Here is a 25,687-nt window from a genome sequence, read left to right as displayed (position 1 = left end):
GAAAAACGCCTATTCCCTGGGCGTGGTCGCGAAGGACTCGGGCGAGTCTTTTTGCAGGTTTCCGGCCCAGTCCTCGGGCAGGATTTTATAATAATAGGTCGTGCCCGGCGACAATCCGTCGTCGACGAAGTGTTCCAGGTAATATCCTCCCGGCGTCACTTCGCCGATGTGTGTGTCCGGCGCGGGCGCGAAGCCCGGTTTCGCACTGCGGTGCACATGGTAGCGGGCGATGTCGGGCTCCGGATTTTTGTGCCAGCAGACCATCTGGCGGTTTTTCGTCTGGCGCACCACGCCGAGTTCGGAAACGGGGCGCGGAGGCGTGATATTTTGTGACGAGGTTCTCACAGCGGCTTGCGGTGAGATTTGCCCTTGAATATTGCCGGCGCCGACAGCGGCGACATGATAATAATATTCGGTCGCCGGATCCAGGCCGGCGTCAAGAAACTCGTTTCCAGCCGCGCGTCCGACCAACGCGTGGGCGCTCGCGGGCGCGCCGGGATCGGCGGAACGATATATATTATACGCGACCGCTCCGGCGACGGCCGGCCATTCCAGACGCACGCCGGAATCGGACACCGCGGCGGCACCGGGCCTGACGACGGCACCGGGCGCGCTCTTCTTCGCATAGACGCGCACGGTCGCGAACGACCAGGGCTTGAGCGCGAGGCGCAGCCTGCCGTCGCGAAGCGCAAGCGCGGACACATCGTTTTCCACCAGGTCGCACAAAGCGGCTGCGTCCACGGGCAGGCCGGCGATGTCGATGGCCGCCTCGGTCGCGCGCCCCTGGGTCTCGACGAGGCGCATCACCCAGCCTCTTCCCGGTTGCGCGGATTCCTTGAGCACGGTCAGGTGAACATTGGGCGCGTCGATGGAAAGAAACGACGCTGCCGCGGCGGGAAGCGCGCCCTGCCGGCGGGGCTCCAGGACGCGCGCCTGAAGCGGGCTGCCGACCGACCAGCCGAGGCGGGCGGCGGAACCGCCCTCCCAGCCGCCCTTGTATGATGAAAACGAATACACAAACCGCCCGTTCATGTCGTCGGCGCACATGGCGAGCAGGCCGGCCATGCGGTTGGACCAGGCGAAGCTGTAGAGATGCGAGGACGCGGGCTTGTAGTCGATGGAGAACTCGTTGTAGCGGATGCCGCCGAAATGCACTATCGGCGCGTTCCACGGCGCGAGGGTGACGCCAAACTCGTTGTTGCCCACGTCGGCCCAGCGATTGACGGCAAGGTAGTCGTGCGAGCCCCAGCGCAGTTGGTCGTCGTGGGGGCGCACCACTCCGCCGGGATATTCGGCCCGCGCGGTGAAACCATCGACCTTCACGGGGAACGCATAGAAAAGGTTGCTCTTGTAGCGGTCGGCGCTGCGGTCGGAATGCAGCACCCCGACGTGGCGCAGGTCGTTGATGATGTCGATGCGCTTCAGTCCGGCATAGAGGCGCACGGTTTGCGTAACCTCGGCGCCGCCCAGCTTCTCGTCCTTGTAGGCCGCCACCATCTCCGCCGCGACGGCGCCTGCGGATGGCTTGAGCGTGGCGCCTTTTTTCGGGGCGTAGTTTGTGCCGGCCAGGCTTTCCTTGCCCTTTTTGTTCACCCACACGAGCTGGTTGAATTGATAGGGGGCCGAGGGATCGACAAGCTCCCGGCCCAGTTCGCGGTCGATAATACTCGAGACCGCGCCGCTTTCCCGGTCGAATTTTATGATATAATATTCGTTGGAAATCGTGCCGGCATCGGCGGAAAGCGCGGGGCTTGCCGTATCCGCGCCCCGCGTCGCGGCGGCCATGCGCCAGGTCTTGTATCCAAACGCGGACACGTCCTCCGCGAGAAACATCGTGCTGCCGTCGGCGAGCGTTTGTGTGACGGCGGGTTTTCCGGTGGCATTGTCCACCAGCGTGACGCCGCCGGGGAGCGGTTGCGCGAGGGTGACGAGGTCGGTGCGCGGGTGCGCAAGCGGGTTGACCACCATGAGCGCCGGCTCGCAGCCGGTCGCCACGCGGGCGGCAAGCGCATCCCAGGATTTGTCGAGGAGGCGCCGCGCGTCGGCGAGCGCGCGGCCGCCCTCGAGATGCTTGCCCCATTGCGCGTTGAACTGATGCACGGGGCCGGAGGGCGGACTCGTCGGCCAGCTGTGCTCAGTGAAATCAAAAATGCGCGTGTAGGCGCGCTCGACCTCCGCCGGTGGAAATGCAAAGGACGGGTCGAGAGCGAGCGCGACGGCGCCGAGCGACTCGGCCAGCGGCAGCAGGCGCGAGGCGGTGCGCTTCCAGCCTTGCGCCTCGGGGTCGATGGTCGCGTAGTCGGCGGAGAAATTGTTCAGGTCGCCGCGCAACACCGGCAGTTCGCGACCGTAGGAGTTTTCCATGTAGGCCATGAATTCGCGCGGGCCGGCAATGCGGATTTCCGGGTAACGGTAGCGCGCCTGCCAGCGGCGCAGCGCGCGGTTGTCCCACACGGGCGTCTCGTGATCCTGATATGACGGGATGAGCAGCGCGTCGTAGGGATACGGCCCGAGAGAACCGTCCTGCACGGCGAGCACCTCCTTGTTGACGTTGGCGGCGGCGAGGTCGGACAGGTCCGAATAACCGCCGCCGCCGGTCTGCCCAAACCAGAAATTAATCCCGTAGTGATGGCGCCAGGTGAAGAGCACACGGCTCTGCGCGTCGGGCCCTTCCCACCAGAAAACCGCGGGCACCTTGGTGGTTGCGTAGTCGTTTTGTTTTTTCGTGCGGAACGGCTGGCCGAAACGCACCGCATAGCGGAAACCCGCGCCGGCCAGCGCCTGCACCGACGACCATGACAAACTCGGGTTGTCCACCATCACAAACGTGTCGAGGTCGAGGCCGAAGCGGTCCTTGTATTCGCGGCGCGCCGGATAGGTCATGCGCGCCAGCTCCTCGTAATCCATCCAATGCGCGTGCACGCCGCTCGGCGCGCCGGCCAGCGGCATGCTTTCGGTCTTCACGTCATTCTCCGCGATCTTGCGCCATGCCGCCTCCGAGCGTTCCTCCATGTAATAGCGCGGGAAAAGCAGCGTCTCCAAAAAATAATGATAACCGCCCGCCGCCGCCGCGCCCTCGGCGACCGGCTCCGCCGCCGGCGCGCTGAGGCGCCGGCCGAGGTCGATGTTGTCGGCGATTTTTTTCTGTTTCACCCAGAGGTAATCCTCGTAGCCGATGTCCTCGTGCGAGGATTTCACGACGAACACCTTCCATTTGCGCTGAGGCTGCCACGGCTGGCGGAATGTTTCGACGGTTTTGCCGCCCGCGCGCAGCTCGATCGTGACCTCTGACGGCTTTTCCATGTCGGGCACCAGCAAATCGTGGCGCGAGATCCCCGGCGGAAGCGTGAATCTCTGCGGGGGAACGGAGGCATTGTCCCCGGCGCGCACCAGCAGCTCGCATTGCACGGGGGCGGCGGTGTTGTTTTCGAGCGAAAGCCAGCCCACCTGGCAAAGCGGCTCGCCGTTTGCGAACAACACGGTCGGCTCCAGTTGCGCGATGCGGACCGCAGGCTCCGCCGCGTCGGCCAAAACAATATTAAATACGGCGAAGAATAAAAAGGCTGCGATTTTTTTATACATTTCGATTGAGGCAGACAAGGCTCAGAAGTTCAGGCGATAGGTTACCACAAAATTTCTCGGCGCCCCGTAGCGGTAGGAGGTGGTGAGATAAAATTTATCGAGGGCGTTGCGGACATTGAAGGTGACCGAATGGCCCAGGCGTTTGCCCGTTTTCCAATTGTAGGAGACAAAGCCGTTGAGCAGAAACAGGGAGGGGGTGACATATTCCTTGGCCGAGGCGCTGCCGCCGGAATAAACACGGTCGTCCTGGTATTGGGCGATGCGGTCACCCGTGTAGTTGCCATTGACGCCGATGCTGAATCCCTTCGGCCAGCCGCGCGTGAAGCTGTATTTCGCCGTCGCGGACGCGGTGACCCGCGGCACACTGAGCGGACGTTTCCCGACCGTGCTCGGATCGTTCTGGGGATCATCCTCGACGACCTCGGAATCCAGATATCCCACCGACGCCAGCAGGGTCATGCCCCTGAACGGGCGCAGGGACGAGGCAAGCTCAACGCCGCGCACGCGGATTTTCCCGTCGACCAGATATTGCGGCACCAGCCCGTGCCCTTCGTCGATGGTCGAGTCATAACTTGGGTTTTGCACGGCCACGTTGCTCTTTTCGATATAGAATGCCGACAATGTATAATCCAGCCGGGTGCCCATGGACGTGCCCTTGAAGCCCGCCTCCACGCCCTCGCCACGCTCGGATTCGCGCGGCCGCACCAGCCCCTTGTCGAAAGTCGTGGACGGTTCGAAGGACGTGCTGGTATTGGCATAAAAAATAAGGTTGTCGCCGAATATCTTATAATTCGCTCCCACGCTATAGATAAAGCCGTCCTCCGACCCGGCGCCGTGGTAGGTGTTGGTGGCCGAGCCCGGGTAGTTGCTGTCGATTGTCCCGCGGGTATAGCGGTAGCGCCCGGAGAGGTTGGTGATCAGGCGCTCGCCCCAGAAAAAGGAGCGCAGGCTGGCGGCGGCACCGAGGTGGTCGTAGGTGCGCTCGAGGTCGGAGGTGATCCGGGTGAGCTTGCCGTAATCGACCTGATACCAGAGCGGATCGAAGGGATCAAGCGTCCGGGTATCGATGGGCAAATCCGTTATGTCGAAGAGGTCGGCCGGGGCGCTCGATGAATAATTCGGGAGGTATTGGCTGAGGTTGTCATACCGGTCGCGGGCGTAATCGATGGCGACGAGGAACTTGTGGGCGACGTTTTTTGTGCTGAAGCGGGCCAGCAGCTCGGACTGGACGGCGTAATTGTCGATCGTCTGGTATTGCGTCATCGGGGAACGCGCCCACATGCGCTGGTAGTCCCAGTCGAATTGCAGGCCCGAGGTCCAGGAGCGGTCGTCCATGTCGCGGTGATAATAGAGAAAATTGGTCCGCGCGCTCCAAACCGGGCTGAAGCGATGCTCGACCAGCAGGGTCAGGCTGTCGAAGCGGCTGGAGTTATCCTGATAGGGGCCGATGCGATTGAAGCTGGCAAGGGAGGAATAGTCGTCGCGCGCGACGACCGGGACGCCGTCCACCACGCCGGCCGGGGCCGGCAGATCCCGCCACACGAGGAGCAGCGGCCCCATGTCCACGCCGTTTTTGCGAATATAAGGCGAGCGGGGGACGGGATTGTTGGTGGTCATGGCCAGGCTGCCGATGATCACCGAGGGAGTGGAGGCCGCGTCATAACTGGATACAAACTGCTGCTCCCAGTTCAGGGAAACGGAGGTGTTCCGGCTCGCCATCCAGAGGAGGCCGAGCGTGTAGTTTTTATTGTCGCTCTCCCCGAAGTCGATCTGCCCGCGGGAAAACCGTTGCGAGACATCCAGCATATAATATAACTTGCCGCGGACGAGCGGGCCGGTGGCGTCGAACTCGAGGCGCAGGTAATCGTAGCTGCCGCCGGAGATGGTGAGGCGCTGGCGGTTGGCGCGCGTGGGCCGCTTCGATATATAATTCAGGATGCCCCCGGGGCTGGCCTGGCCGTAGAGCGTGGACTGCGGCCCCATGATGACCTCGATCTGCCTGGTGTTCGCAAGCCCGGCCGGGCCGGCGCGCGAGAAGCCGTCGCGCATGGTCAGGGGCTGGAAGCCGCGCAGGCGTCCGCCGCCGTCGGGCGAGTAGTTCGGCACGGTCGGCAGCGGATTATTGTCATCAATGAACTGGAAGTCCTCGAGAAACTCGTTGGTGAGGACCTGCACGCTGAACGGGATGTCGGCAATGCGCTCGCCGGTGCGGGTGCCGCTGATCGCCTCCGAGGCGATGTATTCGTCGCGCATGCTGTTCGATGTCACACGAAACTCGTCGAGCGTGACGATTTCCTCGTCGTCGATGGGCACGAGGTCGCTGGAGGGACGTTCTGCCGTTTGCGCAAAGGTCGCCGCCGTCATGGCAAGGGTGGCCACAATGGAGGAAAGACCGGATGATGGAGGGGAATAACGAGGCATGCGGGGTGGTGAATTAAGCCTTTCTTGTATTATGTATGATACAAATATCAAGCCAAATTTTTATCTTCGTTAAATTTTAACATAACTATTTATAAATTAATGAATTATAACAAAAAATAATCCCTTGCCGCTGCAATGGGAAAATCCGCATCTGCACTATTTTTAGGAAACGCGCAAATCCAGGCATATGCCGCGACGACGGGAGAGCATGCGAGGGAAGCCACGCAGCCCCTCCTGCCCCGGCAAAACACGGCTGGTCGCACCAAGCCCGTCCGCAGGCGACCGAAGCTCATGGGATATGGCTTCTAAATTGGTATCTGATTCAATGCATTATTTCATAATCTGCACAAATGCCATACTGGGATGACCCAATGGTCCCTTTGAAATATTTGTCTTGTTTCTATAACAATATTGATTCTACCCTCATCCATTCACTTCACCTTTCCCCTCTCCATCCCTTGCCCATGAATTTTTTCGGTCTCGATATTGGTGGCACCAAGTGCGCCGTAAGCCGCCTGCGCCCGGACGGGAGCGTGGAGGAAACGCATCGCATCACGACCGGCGGCGCGGAGGGCACCATCGGGGCGCTTCTCTCCAGCGTGGCCACGCTCGCGCCGGGCAGCGACCCGGTGTTTGGCATCTCATGCGGCGGGCCGCTTGACCTTGCGAGAGGCCTGATTCTCTCGCCGCCAAATTTGCCCGGCTGGGACCGGATACCCATCACGGAAACGGTCACACGCCGTTTCGGCGGGCGGGCCGTGCTCATGAACGACGCCAATGCCTCGGCGCTGGCCGAATGGCGTTTCGGTGCGGGGCGCGGCTGCCGCCATATGGTTTTTCTCACCTCCGGCACCGGCATGGGCGCGGGCCTGATCCTCAACGGCCAGCTCTACGAAGGCGCAAGCGGCGACGCCGGCGAGGTCGGGCATATCCGGCTTTCGGATACAGGCCCCGTCGGCTTCGGCAAGGCGGGCTCGTTCGAGGGCTTTTGCAGCGGCGGCGGCATCCCGAAACTCGCCGCCCAAATGCTCGGCTCGAAGCCGATGCCCGCGGCCTGGCTCGACCGGGGCGCCGTGTCCACCCGGGCGATTGCCGGCGCCGCACTCGCGGGCGACATGCTTTCGCTCCGCGTGCTGGAGGAGGCCGGGCGTTATCTGGGCAAGGCCCTCTCGATCCTCATCGACACCCTTAACCCCGAACGCATCGTCATCGGCGGCATCTTTCCCCGCTGCCAAGCCCTGCTCGAGCCTGCCATGCGCGCCGAACTCGAGCACGAAACCCTCCCCACCCCGCTCGCCTCCTGCCACATCGCCCCGGCCGAGCTGGGCGAGACCATCGGCAGCCATGGGGCGATCTCCGCCGCGCTGCACGCGTTTCCCGCCGTGGCCCGGTCCCTTCCCAACTACAATGGCAACTACAACCAACCCGCTGCCAGCGCCTGATTTTCACCCCGAACTGTCCGCCCTCTGCGAACGCCTTCCCGGGCTGCATCCCATCGCCGCCGACATCCGGCACGCTTTCGTGCTGATGCGGGACAGCCTGCATGCCGGCGGGAAACTCCTCCTCTGCGGAAATGGAGGCAGCGCGGCCGACGCCGACCATTGGGCCGGCGAGCTGCTGAAAGGTTTCCGCTCCCTGCGTCCCCTCACTTCTGACCAGCGGGCCACGCTTCCGCCCTCCATCGCCGGGCGCCTGCAGGGCGCGATTCCCGCCATACCGCTGCACAATTTCCCGGCCTATTCGACTGCCTTCGGCAACGACGTCGATCCCGTGCTCTCCTACGCGCAACTCGTCTGGGGCCTCGGCCGCCCCGGCGACGTCCTTGTCGGCCTCAGCACCTCGGGCAACGCCGCCAATGTCCACGCCGCCGCCCGTGTGGCCGCCTCGCGCGGTCTCCGTGTCATCGGGCTCACCGGCCGCGCCGGCGGCAAGCTCGCCTCCGTTTGCGACATCTGCCTCCGCGCGCCCGCGTCCGAGACCTATCGCGTGCAGGAGTATCATCTCCCCATCTACCACTGCCTTTCCCTGATGCTCGAAGAGGAATTTTTCGGATGACACCGGCGGAAATAAATCACCACAAAGCCCCGGCGCGCCCCGGAATCTGATAAATAAACCCGTTTTCGCCCCGTCCTTCCGCGTCCTCCACAACCAAAACCAGCCCCCTCCTTATGCGTATCCCATCACTCTTCATCCTTGCTGCATTGGTCCTGCCTGCATACGCGGCATCCCAGCCCGCCATCGAAGTCACATTTGAAACGAAAACCGCCGCCGACAACACCGCAGTCCCCGCCTCCACCCGCGCCATTCGCACGCTCGGATTCCGCGAGATGGGCATCGGCCCCGCGCTCTATATCTATTCCGGAACGGCAGCCCCCGCCTACTCCCCGCGCGGCGAAGCCAATGTATCCCGCCCGGCCTCGCACTATATCGCGGCGAAAGCGGAGGACACGGGCGCGGCGTTGTATTATGTGCTCTCGGAGGAAACGCCCAACGTGCTCCAATTCGGCGCGCTCGCCGACTCCACGGCCGACGGCAAATCCACCCGCACGCCAAACACTCCCGCCCACGACAACACCACCGCCTTCAACGACGCGCTCGACTTTGGAAAAGGCGTATTTGTCCCCGCCGGCCGCTACTGGATCGCCGGCACGCTCCGCATCCTCGTCGACGGCACCTCGCTTTACGGTCAGGGCCCCGGCGGGGCGGATCAAGGCGGCACCGAGCTCATCTTTGGCCCCGGAACCTCCGATTGCATTCAACTCGGCGACGGCGAAAGCCAGCTTCGCTGGGGCAAAATCACCCGCATGGCCCTCAGCCCGCGGCTTCGCACCGGAGGCAACGCCATCTTTGCCCATTTTAATTATCAACTCGTGCTTGCCGAGCTGCGCATCAACTCCCCTTACAACGGCATCCGCCTCTTCCGCGGCATAGGCTTCATGCTGAAGGATATTGTCATGAGCGGCATCCGGGCGGGGGATGGGACCGCAGATGGCCCCCGGGAAATCGGCTACGGCATAAAATTCGCCGGGGCGCCCGAACTCTACGACAAAAACACCGGCAAAAAAGTAAAACGCGACACCCACGTGCTCTACCTCGAAAACATCAGCTTCGGCAGCGCCAAGGTTGAGACCGATCCCACCAACTGGACCGTCGGCCTCTGGTGCGCGGAAAATGCCGCCTCGGTGAACGGCGCCACCATAAAAAACCAGAACGTCCGCCACGGGGTTTACATAACCCGCGCCCCCGATGTCGATCCCGCCGACCGGCTGCTCGTTCCCGACGGCTACCGCCTCGTGCCCGCCGCGCTCACGGCGTCCAATGGGAAAACGTATCGCTACGGCTCCTCCAGCTATCCCGCCGAGCCTGGAACCATCCCCATCGACAACGGACACTTCCAGGATCTCACGCTCTTCTATCTCGGCGGGGATTTTCTCGGCGGTGAATACATCTATAACGACTGCGGCTCCGGCATTGCGATATACAATCCGCATTTCATGCGCACTTATCAAGGCAATGCCGTTTACATGGGTGCCGACGCGAAGGACATGAGTGTCTATGGCGGCCAGGTCATAGGTGCGTATAAGCACGGCTTCGACATGAACGGCGAACGCTGGCACATCAGCGGCGTGCAGATCTACCGGCACTCGCTCGACGCCGCCAACCGCCGCGCCCATGCCGGGAAATACTCCGCCATCCACGTTGGTTCCGCCTCGATTGGCGGCGACATTGTCAACTGCAAGATCGGCAACGAGCCCCCCGGCACCACCAACCGGGCCGGCAATACCGTCCGCTTTGGCGTGGACATCGAGAAAGGCGCGCGCAGCACCTGGGTGCAGGGCAACCGCTTCGATGGCTGCATCGACGCCAACGTGAACAACCAGGCCGGGGAGGAATCCAAGGCGGGCGGCAACCTGATGGGACCGACGGGAGGAAAATAACCCCGCAGCTGTTATTTATTTTCAGGGACAAAAGTACTTCGACGCGATTCTCCTGAAACATTTGTCCTTTGCAGGTATCGGTCGGTTGGCGCACATAAAAGGCGGGAGTATTGTTCACAAGCACGATGATGGGTGAATGGCATTCGTGGCTGATGATACCGGTCATGAACGTGGCGAACACCCAGTCGCGCGAGGTGCCATCGGGGCGGCGGGTTTTGGATTGCCCTGGGCGCGCGGCGGCCGCCATGGAAACAAGCACGCGCACCGCAGAAAAAATCACGGTGAGGATAGAAGTGTTTTCATGGGAAAATACGCATGGACTACGTTACAACGTCCCCGCCTTTCCGGTTTCAGGCGGGACTCGATACGCGGGCTATGCGAGGCGCCTAGCCTGAGCCTGGGCGCGCAGGCAGAGTTCGGCCGCTTTGAAGGCGTGCGCCTGTGTCATCGCGTTTTCAGTGCGGTTCAGGCAATCAAGTATCAACTGGCCGAAATAGCGGAAGCCGACTTTGCCCGCGACGCGCAGGTGCTGCTCGCCCTTGCCATCGACTATATACACGTGGTCGCCAGTGCGCTCGCGTCCGATGTCGATGTATTTGCGCAATTCGATGAATCCTTTCGTGCCGAGGATCGTGGTGCGGCCGTCGCCCCAGGTGCCAAGGCCGTCCGGGGTGAACCAGTCCACGCGCACGTAATTTGATGTGCCGTTGTTGCCGATAAGCGAGGCCTCGCCGAAGTCCTCCAGCTCCGGATAGTCGGGCGTGCCGTAGTTGGCGATGGCGGAGTGGGCGATGGTGGCATCGGTCGCGCCTGAATAGGTTAGGTATTGTTCGAATTGGTGACTGCCGATGTCGCAGAGGATGCCGCCGTATTTTTTGCGTTCGAAAAACCACGCGGGACGGGATTTTGCGCTGAGACGGTGCGGACCGAGGCCGATGACTTGGATGACGCGCCCGATGGCGCCCTGTTGCACGAGGTCGGTGGCAAACATGGCGGATTCGTTGTGCAGGCGCTCGCCGTAATAGACCATGTATTTGCGGCCCGTCCGGGCGACGACGGCCCTTGCCTGATCAAGTTGCTCAAGCGTGGTGAAGGGCGCCTTGTCGGTGAAATAATCCTTGCCGGCTTCCATCACCCGGCAGCCAAGCGGGCCCCGTTCGGACGTGACCGCGGCGGAGGCAACGAGTTTTACCTCCGGGTCATCGAGGATTTCATCCAGCGAGCGGGCTTTTTTTGCATTCGGATAGCGCTTTGCCATCGAGGAGACTTTTTTCGGATTGGGGTCATAAATCCATTTGAGCACACCGCCTGCCTCGCACAGCCCGTTACACTGGCCATTGATGTGCCCATGGTCGAGATGCGCGGCAGCGAAGGCAAATTCACCCGGTTTTACGACAGGACTGGGCTTGCCGACGGGAGCGTAGTCCATGCCTTCGGAACGCGAAGTGGCGTCGGCGCCCCGGATGATCGAGGGGAATGCGCTTGCAGCGAGCGCGCCGGTGGCTGCGGTGGCGAGGAAATTGCGGCGGTTCATGGAAGGCGGGCGTTATCTGGTGGTTGCTTGTTTAACAAAAGGCAGCAAAGGGACGGAAAGCGCCTTTGTAGTTGAAATATAAATACGAGTTGATGCCGCGGGAGGGTGCGGGGGACTTGGGTTCTTGCGCGTCCGCGAGGTGCGGACGCGGACGCGCAAATTGACGACTAGACCAGTTTCTTGGCCTTCATCATTGCGATTGCGCCGTAGGGTGCGCGTTCGGGGCGTGAGAGCATGGCGTTGGCCTCGGCGTCGTTGACGAAGCGCTCGGTTTGGGCGTCCCATGTGAGCGGGCGTCCGAGTTTCATGGCGATCCAGCTGAGGATGCACGCGCTATTGCTGCGGTGGCCGATGTCGGCGGGGGCGAGCGGTGTCTGGCGCGAGCGCACGCAATCGAGCCAGTTGCCGTGATGGTTTTTGCTGACGGTGAATTTCACCGTGACGCCCTCGGGATCGAGCAGGGCGGGTTTGCTGGCGTCGAGGGCTTTGAGCCCGCCCTTGTTGGGGCTGGCGGGATCGCTGCCCGTGGCCTGACCGTCGCGTGCGACAAATATCCAGCCTTCCTCACCGATGAACTTGATGCCGTTCTGATAGGTGTCGGCAACGGTCATTTGTATGTTTCCGGGGTAGGTGAGGCTGACGCTGTAGGCGCCGTGCACATTCCAGATTTTGTTCGTGGGAAAATCGGCGCGGCCCTCGATGCGTGAGGGGCCGGTGTGCTCGAGGTTCATTCCCCAATGCGCGGTATCGAAGTGATGCGCGCCCCAGCCGGTGATCATGCCGAGGCAGAACGATTCGTTGCGAAGCCATCCGGGACGCCCGAAACCTTTTTGCGAGTGCACGCGTTGCTCGGTATAATAGGCATTCGCCGCGGGGCCGAGCCAGCGATCGTAGTCGAGGTTGGCGGGGACGGGCTGCTCCGGTTTGTCTGGTGCGGTCGGGTCGATGGGCAGTCCGATTTCGACATGGGTGAGGCGTCCGACGCGGCCGCTGCGGACAAACTCGCATGCTTCGCGGAATTGTTTCCACGAGCGCTGCTGGCTGCCGATTTGCAGGATGCGTCCGGATTTTTTGACGGCTTCGCGCAGGAGGACGCCTTCGGCGTGCGTCATCGTCATTGGCTTTTGCAGGTAAACATCCTTGCCGGAGAGCACGGCTGCGATGGCGGGCTCGGCATGCCAGTGGTCGGGTGTGCTGATCACGACGGCGTCAATGTCCTCGCGTGCGATCAATTCGCGGTAGTCCCCGTAAACGCTGATCTTGGGCGGTGTCTTGTCGTCGTCCTTGTAGAATTCTTCCAGCAACGCGCGCGTGCTCCGGGCACGTTTGGAATCGACGTCGCACACGGCGACGAAATCCGCGCCGCCTGCGGTATAAACGCCCGGGATGTCGTGGCTGCGCGCGATGCGCCCGCAACCGATCTGGCCAACGCGGATGCGGTTGCTCGGGGCTTCTTTTCCGCCGAGGAGCCGTGAGGGGATGACGAGCGGCGCGGCGAGCGCGGCGGCGCCGAGGACCATGCGTTTGCAGCAGTCGCGACGCGTGAGGAGCGAGAAATGAGCACTGCCGGGTGTATTCATATATAGGGGTGTCTTTATTCGGAATAATTTCAGATTCGTCGCTACTTGCGATGTCTAAATGGTGGTACGGCGTGCGACCGGCCAATCGAAGGCACGGTGCATGCCGGCTTCGATCCGGGATCCGGACCCGCTCCGGCTGTCTCACCGGTTACGGGGACGGCGGCAGTGTGAGCGGGCTGGCGAGGAGTGCGCCGAGGGCAGCAAGACTGATGAAGTGAATGCGATGACCCAATGGGAGCAGGGCTGTTTTCTTCATGGCATAGAATAAATCAGAATGAAAGCGGTGGGAGTTTTCCTGAGGAAAGCTTGGAAAAATCTGCATGATGGGGATCCGGGTAATGGCAAACGAGGGACTGCTGGAAAGGAGGCTGCCGCCAGTCCACCGCCACCTCAAACCGCCTGCCGCTTTTTCTGTAAAGTAACCGATGGTGAAATTCATCCCGAAGCGAGCCCCAGCAGGCTTGCCGGGCTTGGCAAATGGAAATACCCTTTCGCACCAAGGCCTCGATGCTCACCAACTCCAGCTCCGATTGTTGATTCGTTGGGTGTTTCAACATCACAAACTTTAAAAAAACGCCTCTAAGCGAAACCTTTATCAACAGCCTGTTGCTCAATCCCGACAAGGCGACAGAGTGCTTTGGATTTCGTGCAAAGTCACCTCCGCAGGTCATTTTCGCTGAAAACTTGCCCGCCTATTTAAGAAGCGGCACGATTTGCAAAGGGTTGCCTGCCTTGCTTTCAGCCTGGACCCGCATCCATACCAACACAGGAATCGAATCTCTGGAGGTTATGGGAAGCACAGCCAATTGGGAGACTACGGGGCGATGGATCGCTGGCGGAATCAAGCCGCCGAACTGAGGGCCGCCGGTTCCATCCCGATCCGGCATGACATATTGCCCTCCGGCGATGCGCAAGGCCTTGCCGGGAAGAGGCGATACCATTGTTTGAAAGGCGTCCGTTTTTTCGGGGTCGAAGAAATGAATGATAAAGCCGTCTTCTTTCGACCTGACCGCGGCAAGCTGGTCCCGGCCGGTATCGCCGCCGCGGAATGCTCCGACAGCGATTCTCTCCCATTTTTCTGCAAAACCGGAAAATGCATAGGGATTGTTCCCGCCGACTTTAAACAACGAAATGGGCGCAGTCCCTTTGACGATTGCGGCGATTTCATCGCCGTTTCTGGTATCTCCATCAAATTCGCCGGCCACTATGGCGATTGCTTCGGCGTTGCCCATCTGAATTTCCGAGCGCCATGAGGGATCTGTTGGTTTCACCAGTCGAATCGCGCCCGCATTTTCGCACAAAACTGCGATTTCATCGTATTCATCCCCCCCGGTATGGAAGTTTCCCGCAGCAAGGCCGGTTACTGGACTCTTGTTATCCTTCATAAGGACGACTGCAGGCTTTGCGATACCCTTGCGGAAAATATACACGGGGTAAGAACCGTTTTCGTCCGGCTCCGACGATACGGCGGCAATTTCGTCATTTCCGTTCTGAACATGTTCACCGCTATCCGGAAGAAAATTTCCCGCTGATATTGTGCTCCAGCGTTTTTCGCTCCGGCCACAACGGTCAAATTCACGGCCATTCTGGTCAAACAGGTAAATCGAATAGTAGTTTTTATTTACGATCCGGCTCGACGGTCGGTCGAATATGACCGCGAAATCACCAGCCGGCAGACTCTCGGTGAACTTGCCGACAGCCATATCCACCGGCTTATTGTCAAAGCCTGTGGCCTGCGCCTGCCTCGGGCTGAGTGAAAACGCATTGTAGTTCGCGGGATTGCCACCTTTTGCCGGCAAATCCACCAGTGCGTCCGACACCACGAGCGTCGCCTTCCCCGGATCCGTGAAGGATGGCGCACCTGTCGGAGAAATGACGTGATAGAATTTCTGGGACGCGCCAATCTGCGCTCCCAGTCCGTCATGAAAGGCGACGTATTTTGCGTAACGCTTAAATTCCCCAACTTCTGACCAGATGGCCACGCGCTCGTTGGGCTGATTGATGATGATGTTTTGGTGAAGCGAGTAAAAAACGTTGTGCAGGGCAATGGGAACTTCGGTGTTCTCAAATATGTTGCCGCCAATCTTGTTGAATCCAGTTCTTAGCAAAATGCCGATACGACAATTCTTAAAAGAATTATCCTGAATAAAATTATAGCTGGCATAGGAGCGACCTTCCTGCGCCAGATTGGTCAGGACACGCGTGGGCTTCATTCCCGTCCGAACACCGACATCCACGGCGACGTTGAATCCCTGAAACCGATTCCGCTCGATACGGTGCCAGGAGGCTGCATATTCTCGGATGTCTCCCCTCTCGCCCTGGTTGCGGTAGAACGTAATCGCGCTGAAATAATCTTTGGGGGAGCCCGAAGGGGGAAGAAAGTCATTGTTTCGGATCGCGTAGGCGTAGCAGGCATCCAGAGTGATGTCCGACCATGAGCGTGTGCCAGCGACAGCGTTGTCGCGAAACGTGTTGTTTTCGATGGTCCAGTTGTGAGAGGCCTGATCCGCGTATATTCCCATGGAGATACTTTCAAACACCCGGCAGTTGCGAATGATGCCATTGCCTCCAGTGGTATAAAAGGCGCAAGTATTACGCCTTGCAGTGATGTTTTCCCAGATGACTGGAAGCTGCTGCTGGCGGTGGCGGGTTTCGACCGCTCTCCAGAAGCCCATGAGAGTGATATTCCTTAAAATGCTGGGGAGATCCGAGTTGCCAGACTGCTGAAAACGAAAACCATAGACTCTGGTGTTGATTTCATCACGCTTGAAGGGCTTTTCATGCCAGTCCCGGGCCGACCAATCCCGGTATTCAGGTTTTCGGGCGTCCAGAACGACGTTGTTGCCGTCGATGACGACCGGCCTGCCGCCCTGGATGACAAACACCGCGGAGCTCACGCCGTTGACAGCTTTAAACTTTTCCAGGCTGAACGTCCATGGCTCTGTGCGCGGAGCAAAGGTCACCGAGCGGTCGATGATGAATGGTTTGACGATTTGCCCGTCCTCATACCAATCCGCCCATCGCTCCTTGTTCCAAGGATCGAATGCTTGATTTTCTGCATGCAGCACATCGGAAATCGGTTTGGCGATTACGGAGATACTCGCGAGCGAAACGGCCACCAAGATGGCAAACGCCAGCCCCTTTGACACAATGGAGTGTTTCCATGATTTTTCAACAGAGGCAAGGAGGGGAGCAGGTTGCATAGGCCGATGGGTAGTTCGCACATTGCGACAAAGCGACAGGGGGCTTTCTTTTTCTGTAAAGCAACCGAGGCGGGGTGGTGTCTTCAGTAAATCGGCCGGCGGCCGATGCCTGCCAAGAGTCCCTGCAAAAAGGAGCGCTGGGCGTTTACGGGGATCTTTTGGGCTGGAGGTCATTGCGGGATAAGTTAAGGACGAATTGCTTTATGCGGTGTCTTCACGCTCGGAGAAAGTGCAAAAGGAATGCTCCTTGCTTGAGGTCATGGGCTGGGTTTGCGGTGACTTCGATCAAGGCCTGGTGCCTAGAAACGCCCGTTCACGCCGATGGTCAGCTTGGGACCGTTTTCGATGTGATACACCAGCCTCTCCGGATGCCCCGTGGCCCGATACCATTCCTGGGGCGTGTCGAAGATATTGGTCATGTCACAAAACAACGTCATGAATTTGTTCACCTTGTAGCTCACGCTCGCATTGCAAATCGTCCGGGCGCATTTATAACGGTTTTGGGAAGGATCGCTGGAATAGTTGTCCAAATATTCCCCTGTGTACGTGGATGAGATGCGCCCCCAGAAATTCATGTATTTAAACACAAATCCCATGTTGAAACTCTCCGGCACAAACTTGGGCAGTTGGTTCTCGCTGCGCTGCCCATCGCCATAATCCCCCTCGGTTTCCAACCGCGTATAATTTGCATAGACACTCGTCCCCTTCAGAAAACCGGGGAGAAACGTGAGCTGTTGGCGCCATGAAATTTCCATGCCGCGGATCCGGGCGTTTCCGCCATTCTTTGGGGTTCGGATTTCACGACCGTTGAGCGAATCATCCATCCACGCATACTCGTCCTGCCCGGCCACGCCGGTTGTATTGGTATAAGAAAAATCCGTCAGATTTTTCTGAAACGCCCCGAATGACAGCTGCCCGACCGGCTCGAAATACCATTCGAAGGACAAGTCATAATTATCCGAATGCTGGGGCAGAAGATCCGGGTTCCCCAGATTTATATAATCCGAGGCTATGGCCATGTTTGGAATCAGGTTTGAAGGCGTGGGCCGGCCTATGCTTGTCGAATAGCTTGCCCGGAAAAGTATGTTCTTGGTGAATGAATAAGTGAAGTGCACGCTCGGAAACAAGTCGGAGTAATCATTTTCAAACACCTGCATCGGACCATATTCAGACTCCGCCCGGGCTGCCTGCTGGCTGTGGTTGTATTTGTCCGTGCCCGGGGTGATCAAATCCCTGACATACCCTTGCGCCCTGGCGTGCGTGTCCTCGAAACGCACGCCCGCCACGACACCCAGCCTGCCGAGCTTTGTGCGGCCCATGATATAGGCGGCGCGCACATCCTCCCGGAGATCCCGGTCATCCCTGCGTATATATTGCTCATAGAATTCGTAATCCTCCCTCCACGCGGCTGGATTCTCATACACGTCCCTGCTGGCGGCCCTTATATCAATAAACGGGGCGTCTATTCCATATTGAGGGTTGATCGCCGCGCCGTAGTCCTGCAATGCGGCCAGATCGGTGCCCGCGTAATCCCAGCGCCTGTCGCCACCGGTTGTTGCGGCTATCTGCTGGCGATACCGGGCGCCCACTTTTATCAGGATGGGAACGTATCCGGCGTGGGCCTTGTATTCGGCATTGAGGCTTGCCGAATAAATCTGGGACTCACGCCCGTTGTCGTCCTTGGAAATTTGCGTCGTTGTATAGTCATTCAGGTTTTGCATATTCTTCCCGGTTGGCGCCGTCATCTTGAGCGTCGGGAACGCCTTGGAGCGCGAGCTGTCCAGCGACCAGCCGACGCTCGACATGCGCGTGAATATGGTGCCCCCGTCGGGATCATAACTATTTACGTCGACCGTCGTCGTGGAATATGCGCCCGAAGCATCAATGGTAATCGGGCCTTTTTTGCGCACCAGATCGACCTGCATCTGCTGCATTTTCTCAACATAGGTGTTGGAGCTGGTCTCAAGCTCGAAACGCGAATTGCTGGTTTTGTTCGCGCTTACTTCAGTAAAGCTATCCGTATAGCCGGCATTGATCTGCGAACCATTGGTGCCGCCGCCGTTCAGGTATGCCCGTGTCTGATAGCTCATTTTTTGATCCTGAGTGGCATTGGCCATCATCCCGCCCACGCTCAATGTCGTGTATTTTCCCATTTTATAATCAACTTTTAGTGTCAGCGATTGCTGCCGGTTCAGATTATAAAGGTCTTTTGTATAATAGTCCCAATTATAAGCGGGCGCATCCAGGGTGTAGGCATAATTGCGGGTCGTTGCGGAATAGGACCTCCCATTGTCGAAATAAAACCCGCTCACCGTAATCGCCAGGTTCTTCTTCCCACCAAACGCATCAAACAACCCCTGGTAGGTTAGCGCGCTGGTCAGGTGCATGTCATGCCTTTGGGCATACGGGGGCTGCTCCCCCCACAAGTCATGCAGCCATTGGACGCCGACCTTGTAGGTGAGGCGCTGGCGGTCGCGCATGGTGAGCGCCGACTTCGTTTTCATATTGATGGTGCCGCCGATGGAGTCGGCATCCAAGTCGGGGGTCGGAGCCTTGATCACCTCCAGCTCCTCGAATGCGACCGCGGTTATGTTGCCGTAGCGAAAACCGCGCGTCATTGCGCCAGAGGTGCTCATGCGGTTTCCGTCGACGGTGACGGAGTTGAGCTGCGTGTCCACGCCGCGCACCTGCACGGCAAACACATCGCCTTCGTCCCCCATGTAGGGAGTCACGCCGGGCAGGCGGATGAGCAGGTCGGACGGGTCCTCGTTGGCCACGCTGCCGAAGGCGTCGAGCGCGAGGACGTTCTTCACGTTGTCGGCATTGCGCTGGCGGGTGATGGAAACCGCGTCGCCCTCGCGGTCGCCGGTGACCACGAATTTTTCCAGTTTATATACCGCGGCCTGAAGATTGAAATCGGCGCCGGTCTCCGCCTCCGCCGTCACCGTGATTTCGCGCATGGCGGCGTCGAGGCCCGTATAAAAGACCTGCAATGTGTATTTTCCCGCCGGCACCTTGCTGAACTCATAGGTGCCCGAGGCGTCGGTGAGGGCGGACTGGCGGAGTTCGCGCAATTCCACGGACGCCCCGACAAGATAATCGCCGGTGGCCTCGTTTGCCACGCGGCCGCGAATCGACCCGGTGCCGCTTTGTGCCATCGCGGGCAAGGCGAGGCAGCAGACGGCCAGAAGCAAGGCAAGCCTCACCTGCGCGAAAAAGAGAGTGCTGAGTGTTTTCATTTTATAAATCTCCCGGTGTTTCATTCGTTCGGAGGCATCGCGGGAGCGCTCACCATGCGCAACTGAAACCGAGGTTGAGGCCGTAACCCTCGGCCATGCCGCCGATATACCATTCGCCCGAGGCGTTCAGCGCGCAGCCGCGGCCAAGTTGCATGGAAAACCCGGCATCGACCGCGCCGCCGCCGCCGCCGAGGTCGTTGTCGAGCGCCGCGCCGTCGATGAGCACCTGCCCCTCGCCCTTGAACTCGTGGAACACGCTGCCGCGAATGTAGGGCGTGATGCGCAAGCCCTGCCGCCACTCAAGATCCTCCCAAAGCCGGAGGCTGAAACGCCCTTCGAGCGAATCGGCGCTGTCGATCCGGAAGAGCCGGCCAAACGAGTCGCGCGTGTCGTCAACACGGTGCGTTTGCCAGGTGAGCCGCGCTTCCGGCTCAAATTTCCAATCGGGGTCTATGGAGACGGTGACGCCGGTCCCGACCGATGCGGCGTAACTCGTGCCCTTCATCTTGAACTCGGGCGTGCGGAAAATGTTCACGCGGTAATCCTCCCTGGCACCGCGCGCAATCGCGTCTGCATACCAAGGACCGGCCCGGTAGGAGAAGTAAACGCCCGCCGCGTGGGACTCGCCGTCGGTGGAACCGCCGGGTGAAAGCACCTCCGGCGCGGTCTCGTATTCCGGCAAGTCCATCTCTGAGTTTGCATAGTCGTAGAAGACGCCTGCGCTCAGCATCGATTTGTTCCACGCGCGGGTCCAATCGCCGCCGACCTGAACGCCATATACGTCGGTTTTCGTGCCATTGTAGCCGGAGCTGACGATTTTGTCGTGGCGCTGGAGACCGTTCATCCAGAGTTCGAATTTGTGCTCCGTCGGAGTGGCGCGGGCGAACATGAGACGGCTGCCAAGCGAGGAGAACGACGCCTTGCCGATGAGCAGCGCAGTGGCGTCCACGCCCATGACGGCATGATTTTCGGGCGGGGTCTCGCGGGCGGCGAGGCTCCATTCGCCCGTGGCTGAATCCCGGCCCAGATTGAACTCGTAGAGGCCGCTTACGTAGCGGCGGTCGAGCGCGAATGCATCGCCTGCGGAGCCTCCCTGCGCATCGATAAGCGGGGTGTTGCCACCGCTCGCATCCATCCCGCTCGTGCCAGTGGTGACGAGGGAAACGAGCGTCGTGCCCGTCGCGCTGCCGGTAATGACGAGCCGGTCGGCATTGAGCGCGATGGTATCCTGCAACAGCACGCCGAGCGTGATCGTGCCTCCCTCGCCGACGTAGTCGCCGCCGATGGTGAGCGTGCCGTAACCGGCCCCTCCCGCCGCCTTCGCGCCGAGAATCTGGGCGGAGGCCTTGTTGACGAGCCGGGCGTTGATCCTGCCGACGCCGGCCAGCACGCCGGCATCGAGATCGAACCGGCTTCCGTTGATCACCGCCGTGCTGTCGAGGACAAGCGCGCCCGCGCCGGCTTTGGTGACGACGCCCGCACCGGTCACCGTGCCGGAATAAACCCCGATGCCCGACGCCTGCTCGAGGACGAGCGCGGCATTGTTGGTGACAGGGCCGCGCAAGCCGGCCACGCTGGCGCGAAGCGTGCCGGAGGCCACCTCGATGCCGCCGGTGTGCTGGAGCGTGCCGCCGAGGATGAGCGTGCCCGCGCCGCCCTTGATGAGTTTGAACGAACCGCCGGTTTCGGTGACCGCACCGTTCCAAGTGGCGGTGGCCGCGCCGGCGACACTGACCACGCCATTCTGACGAAGCTCGACTGCCCGGTTCGTGCTGAACCCGTCGGCGGTGATTTCAAGCGCCGCGCCGGCGCCGGCAAAAACAACCTCGCGATTCAAGCCGGCGAGTCCGAGCTGGTTGTCGTTGGAAATGCGGAGCGTGCCGCTCTTGATCATCGTATAGCCGGCATAATTGTTTGCCGTGCTCATCGTGGCCACGCCGCCCGCGCCGGCATCGACCACGACGAAGACCCCTTGCTTCGTGCTGCCGCTGACCGCGCCGATGGCGAATCCAACCTCGCCCGCGCCGAGGGTGATTCTGTCATTGCCGCCGATGACACCGCCCGCGTCGCCGATGAGGGTCAGTTTCTCCCAATTGTTGGCCGTGCTGCCGGTGGTATCGAAACCGGTGTCGGAAAGGTCGAGCCAGCCGCCATTGAGGTCGAACGTGTGCTCGACATTAGGCGCGGTGGCCGGGGCGATGTTGAGCTTCACCAAGCCGTTGTCGATGCGGGTCGTCGCATCGCCACCAAGCGAAACGCCGCCTGCGTAGACGAGCGTGCCGGCGCCGGTCTTCGCCAAGGTGCCGCTGCCGCCGAGCGTACCGGTGTAGGTGACGTTGTATCCCTGCGTGTCGAAGGTCGCGACGGTGGCGGCGGCAATGGTGATCGCACTCGCAAAGCCGGTGGTGATGTCAGCATCCGCCCGCAGGGTCGCGTTTCCGGTAAACTGGATGACCGCGCCGCTCCCGACCGCAAGCTGCGCGGCCTTGTTGAAGGCGACCAATCCCCCCGCAATATCAATCCCGCCCTCAAACGTGTTGGTGGTGTTTTGAAACACGAGCGTGCCCGCGCCGGACTTTGCCAGCCTGCCGGTGGCGCGCGACGAGCCGGACACTTCGGTGCCGGTGGCGAACGACCCGCTGGCCACGATGCCGAGTCCGCCGATCGTGAGATTGCCGCCGCCGGCCACGTCCATGCTGGCGACGCGCACATCGGCGCCGGTGATGGCGACGGAACCGCTGGCCGCGACGCTGAAGTTGACTGCATCGCCGTTCAGAAACCGTTCCTTGCTTTCGGAGCCGAGCCAGTTCTTTGAGCCGTCGCTGGCCCAAATGCCATCACCGGCCGATCCGGTCCATGTCATCACCCGGGAGGTGTCCACACCGTAGTCGAGTGCGATACCGCCGATCACATCCGCCCATATCGCTTTCTGCCGGGAATCGCCGCCGATGGTCTCGCCGTCAACCGTGATGAGAGCGCCTTTCAGGCTTGTCGCACTCGTGACAAAAAACGTGCCGGAGACACTTTCGGTCGGATGGAAATCGACGATGTTTGACCCTGCCAGGACCAGCGTGCCGCTGGAACCGAACGCGAGCACATCGCTCGCCTCGCCGGCGAACAGGTTGAGGGCAACCCTTGAGTTATCGAGTGTGAGCGTGCCGCCGATGGTCAGTGTGCCCGAGTTGGTCGAGCCACCGCCGACACGCAGCGTGCCGTTCGTCAGCGTGACGTTCCCGCCAAACTCGCCGACGCCGCCGGCCACCGCGCCGGCGCCGACCGTGACCGCGCCGCCAAGCCGGGCGTTGTTGGCGAGCAGCAACTGTCCGGCATCGACCTGGACGCCGCCCGCAAACAGCGATGAATCTGCCGCGTGAAGCGTGAGCGCACCGCTGCCGGATTTGACGAGCCTGACAGTGCTGTCTCCGGAAAGCACGCCGGCGTAGGCGACATCGTATGCCTGCGTGTCAAACGTGGCGGTCTTGGACGCGGCGATGGCGATGTTCGCCGCAAGGGTGCCGGTCGCATTGAGAATCGCGGCCTCGGCGCGAAGCGTGGCGTCGCCGGTGAAATTGACCGAGGTGCCGCCGCCGACCGCGAGTTGCGCGGCCTTGCTGAAGGCAAGCGTGCCCTCCGCGATATCGATGCCGTTCTGGAAAGAGTTGGCCTCGTTGGCCAGCACCAGCGTGCCCGCGCCGGATTTGGTCAGCTTGCCGGTCGCGTCGGCGGTCGCGCCGCCGTCGAGATAAACCTTGCCGGCGCCGACGGCGGCGGTGCCGCTGGCGTTGGCGGATGCCGTGTCGGTGACAATGGTGCCGCCGGTGAAGGTCAGCGTATCGGTGGCGTTCGCCAGCGCGACGGAAACATCGGCGGCGGTCACGCCCTCGCCGGCCACCGTGACGACAGTGGTGCCGGTGGTGTTGAAAAGTGCGCTGTCGCCGGTGAGAAACCTTGTTTCCGGTGTCGTCGGCGGGCCGACCTCAAGCCAGCCGCCCGAACCGCCGACCCAGACACCATCGCCGCCCGCCCAGCCCATGCGGAGGTTGCGCACGGTGGTGGACAGGATGAGATCATTGGACGAAACGGCCAGACTTGCGGAAAGACGGTTGCTCAGGTCGTTTCCTCCCGTTTTGAATCCAAAGCCGGTCGCGGCTCCCGTGATGCCTCCGGTCGTGGTCGCGATGGTGTAGCTGCCCGTGTCGAGGCCGCCGATGTCAATCGTGCCCGATGCTCCAAGCGTGAGCGTGGCCGCGGTGAGTTTGTCGGATGCTCCCGCGTCAAAGAGGTCGATGTGGACCGTCGCGCCGTCGGCCAGTTCGACACCTCCCGCGATGGCAAGCGTCTCGGCGGCGCTGCCGTTTGACTCGCCGACGCGGATGGCGGCGGCGTTGAGTGGCGTTGCGCCCGCATCAATCGTGCCCGAACCGGCAAGCGTCAGACCCGACGCGCCGGTGATCGCGCCGGCGCTCAGCTTGAGCGCGCCGCCGCCCGCCGCCTCAAGGATGGCGCCGGTTGCCAAGTCGATGGTGGCCGCGCGGATTTCGCCATTGCTGCCGGAAAGCGTCGCGCCACCGGCCAGTGCAAATGCCCCTGCGCCGCCCTTCCCGTAGATCGCGCCGCCCGTCACGCGAAACACGCCGGCGTTGACCGCGGTGTTCGCGGCGATATCCGTGTGGTATCCGTCAAACAGCGCCGTGCCGCCACCGTCTTTGGTCACAGCGAGCGTCCCCGCAGCGGATGAAACCGGATCATAAAATTCAATCGAGTTGCCCGCCCCGGCATTGAGCACAAGCGAGCCCGGAGTCGCCCCGTTATAATGAATGGCGTTGGCATCGCCTCCCGTTCCAACATATGCGCCGAGGGCCCCGTCGATGGTGGCGTTGGCTTTGTTATTCTTGAATATGATATTTCCCGCGCCGGTCGCGGAAAGGGTGACCGTCGCGTTGGCGGCGAACATGTTGATCGCGCCGCCCAGGCCCGCGGACATATTGCCATCGAACACGATATCGCCAGCCGCGCTGTCTATGTTCACAACAGCGTTGGTGGATGCGCTGTGATATGCGCCGCCGGTGGCGGCGGTGACATTGCCCGACAATGTGCCCGACCCGAGAAGCGTGAGATTGGTTGCGTTGAAGGCGCCGCCGGCACCCGTGCTTTGGTTGTGCAAGAAAGCAAACGAGGCATTCTCTATGTATATTCCGACGGAGGACCGGATCGCCCCGCCCGTCCCGCCGGCGGAGTTGTTCGCAAAAACCAGGTTGCCGCCGCTTATGGAAGCACCGGCCGGCGTGGTGCTTCCGGCATTGTTAATCGCCCCTCCGTTTCCAGTCGTGGCCCTGTTGTTGCTGAATTCGAGCGTGGCGCCATCCCCGACTTTGATATTGATTCGCCTCCCGCTGGTGGCGGTAGTCGTGGATATGCCGCCTCCGCTCGCGGCCTCGTTATTGATAAACCTGGCCCCGTTCTGAAACATTATTTCGGCCGCACCTGATCCCACATAGATGCCGCCCCCGGCGCCTGTCGACTTGTTGCTGTCGAAAATCACCGTGCTCCCGGAAAACCCGAGAAGGCTGCCGTTGGTCATGGAGACAGCCGCGCCATTATTTGTCACTAGGTTGTTTCTGAACACGACATCGCCGTTTATCAACAGCCCGTTCGCCGCTCCGGACTCTCCAAGCGAAATCGCGCTCGTGCTCGCGCCCTGCAAAATCATCTTGTTCAGATTTAATATATTCGTCCCCGAGGCGGCGGCGTTGACGGAAATCAATCCCGCCGCCCCAATCCTTTGCAGCACGGCCCAGTCCCCGGTGGCCTTCGCCGCCGTGAAGGTCACCCCGCCGGCGTCACCCACGCTGAAGACCGTTGAGGTTTCCGCCTGGTCGCTCACGGTCAGCGCGGTGGAATCCGACAGCGTGACCACGCCGGCATTGCCCGAAATTTTGACCGTGTCGCCCGTTGCGAGCGCCGGCATCGAGCTGCCGGTGCCAAAGACATGCTCGGTCGCGCCGAGCCAGGGCGCGGCTCCGCAGGCGAGCAGCGCGCCAATCAACATGCCCGAGGGGCGAGAACCGAATGGGAGCAGGGCTGTTTTTTTCATGGTATAGAGTAAATCAGAATGAAAGCGGTGGGCGTTTTCCTGAGGAAGGCTTGAAGAAATCTGCACGATGGGGATCCGGGTAATGGCAAACGAGGG

The 25,687-nt window shown here is 60.9% G+C and carries 11 protein-coding genes; 3 read left to right on the top strand and 8 right to left on the bottom strand.

What is annotated here, in order from left to right; genetic code table 11:
- Window positions 1-9 precede the first annotated feature (9 nt).
- Window positions 10-3,600 (bottom strand): glycoside hydrolase family 38 C-terminal domain-containing protein, encoded by a 3,591-nt coding sequence (locus tag OH491_RS17295; protein ID WP_145928782.1) that lies wholly within the window; start codon window positions 3,598-3,600, stop codon window positions 10-12.
- A gap of 3 nt (window positions 3,601-3,603) precedes the next feature.
- A complete protein-coding gene (locus OH491_RS17290; RefSeq protein WP_145928783.1) occupies window positions 3,604-6,003 on the bottom strand; it encodes a TonB-dependent siderophore receptor in 2,400 nt (799 codons plus the stop codon).
- 464 nt (window positions 6,004-6,467) lie between these two features.
- Between OH491_RS17290 and OH491_RS17285 the strand changes: the two genes are divergently transcribed.
- From OH491_RS17285 to OH491_RS17275, 3 genes are all read left to right on the top strand, one after another.
- The gene (locus OH491_RS17285) at window positions 6,468-7,445 is read left to right on the top strand and encodes an ROK family protein (RefSeq protein WP_068770351.1); all 978 of its coding nucleotides are present in this window, start codon (window positions 6,468-6,470) and stop codon (window positions 7,443-7,445) included.
- Window positions 7,411-8,058 carry a D-sedoheptulose-7-phosphate isomerase gene (locus OH491_RS17280; protein WP_068770352.1) on the top strand — a complete coding sequence of 216 codons (648 nt, stop codon included), beginning with the start codon at window positions 7,411-7,413 and terminating at the stop codon, window positions 8,056-8,058. The genes OH491_RS17285 and OH491_RS17280 overlap by 35 nt, the downstream gene beginning before the upstream one ends.
- Window positions 8,059-8,171: 113 nt before the next feature.
- The gene (locus tag OH491_RS17275) at window positions 8,172-9,941 is read left to right on the top strand and encodes a hypothetical protein (RefSeq protein WP_145928784.1); all 1,770 of its coding nucleotides are present in this window, start codon (window positions 8,172-8,174) and stop codon (window positions 9,939-9,941) included.
- Between the two features lie 373 nt (window positions 9,942-10,314).
- Here the strand turns inward: OH491_RS17275 and OH491_RS17270 are convergent, their stop codons facing one another.
- From OH491_RS17270 to OH491_RS17245, 6 genes are all read right to left on the bottom strand, one after another.
- Entirely contained in the window at window positions 10,315-11,370 is a 1,056-nt protein-coding gene (locus OH491_RS17270) for a Gfo/Idh/MocA family protein (protein WP_068771098.1), read from the bottom strand.
- 272 nt (window positions 11,371-11,642) lie between these two features.
- Window positions 11,643-13,055: a Gfo/Idh/MocA family protein gene (locus OH491_RS17265; RefSeq protein ID WP_084442173.1), complete on the bottom strand. Its 1,413-nt coding sequence runs from the start codon at window positions 13,053-13,055 to the stop codon at window positions 11,643-11,645.
- A 148-nt stretch (window positions 13,056-13,203) separates the two neighbouring features.
- Entirely contained in the window at window positions 13,204-13,494 is a 291-nt protein-coding gene (locus OH491_RS17260; RefSeq protein ID WP_145928785.1) for a hypothetical protein, read from the bottom strand.
- 253 nt (window positions 13,495-13,747) lie between these two features.
- Window positions 13,748-16,258 carry a hypothetical protein gene (locus tag OH491_RS17255; protein ID WP_145928786.1) on the bottom strand — a complete coding sequence of 837 codons (2,511 nt, stop codon included), beginning with the start codon at window positions 16,256-16,258 and terminating at the stop codon, window positions 13,748-13,750.
- 299 nt (window positions 16,259-16,557) lie between these two features.
- The gene (locus OH491_RS17250) at window positions 16,558-19,497 is read right to left on the bottom strand and encodes a TonB-dependent receptor (RefSeq protein WP_068770357.1); all 2,940 of its coding nucleotides are present in this window, start codon (window positions 19,495-19,497) and stop codon (window positions 16,558-16,560) included.
- 49 nt (window positions 19,498-19,546) lie between these two features.
- Window positions 19,547-25,591 (bottom strand): autotransporter outer membrane beta-barrel domain-containing protein, encoded by a 6,045-nt coding sequence (locus OH491_RS17245; RefSeq protein WP_068770358.1) that lies wholly within the window; start codon window positions 25,589-25,591, stop codon window positions 19,547-19,549.
- Window positions 25,592-25,687: the final 96 nt, after the last annotated feature.

Origin of the sequence: Termitidicoccus mucosus (assembly GCF_038725785.1) — a bacterium.
Classification (GTDB): domain Bacteria; phylum Verrucomicrobiota; class Verrucomicrobiia; order Opitutales; family Opitutaceae; genus Termitidicoccus; species Termitidicoccus mucosus.
The sequence above is the reverse complement of the archived record's forward strand: the minus strand, read 5'-3'. Positions and strand labels throughout refer to the sequence as shown.